At 44.7% G+C, this 564-nt stretch carries 2 tRNA genes; both read right to left on the reverse strand.

The window, feature by feature from the left end:
- Window positions 1-261: 261 nt before the first annotated feature.
- Window positions 262-337: transfer RNA gene (locus GQ589_RS11845), tRNA-Ala, on the reverse strand.
- A gap of 52 nt (window positions 338-389) precedes the next feature.
- Window positions 390-466, reverse strand: a tRNA-Ile gene (locus tag GQ589_RS11850).
- Between the last annotated feature and the right edge of the window lie 98 nt (window positions 467-564).

Genomic DNA, 564 nt, shown 5'->3' on the forward strand with positions numbered 1-564 from the left:
TTCGCCTCTGATTGCCTAGGCATCCACCGTGTACGCTTAATTTCTTAACCTTACAACTCACAGTTGTCTTGGTCTAAATTACGCTCTCTTCTCTTTCTTACTTCCAGTCGCAGATATCTTCATATCGCCTCCTTCCGCAAAAACGAGAACTCGTTTTTTTCAGCTTGTTCCTAATTGTTAAAGAGCTTTATCTTTCTATTTACTCATCATCAACTAATAAGCAAATACAAACATAACTTAATTAAAAAGAGACTTCTTTAATGGTGGAGCTAAGCGGGATCGAACCGCTGGCCTCCTGCGTGCAAGGCAGGCGCTCTCCCAGCTGAGCTATAGCCCCATTGTGTTCACTTCTTCAACGACTCAAACTCAAATGCTCAATTCCGTCGAATTGGTGGGTCTGAGTGGACTTGAACCACCGACCTCACCCTTATCAGGGGTGCGCTCTAACCACCTGAGCTACAGACCCAATAAAGTGACTCTTTCTTCTAAACAAACAATCTGTGTGAACACTTACGAGCACTTCGTAAGGAGGTGATCCAACCGCAGGTTCCCCTACGGTTACCT

This window comes from Gilliamella sp. Pas-s27 (assembly GCF_009795865.1).
Taxonomy (GTDB): Bacteria; Pseudomonadota; Gammaproteobacteria; order Enterobacterales; family Orbaceae; genus Gilliamella.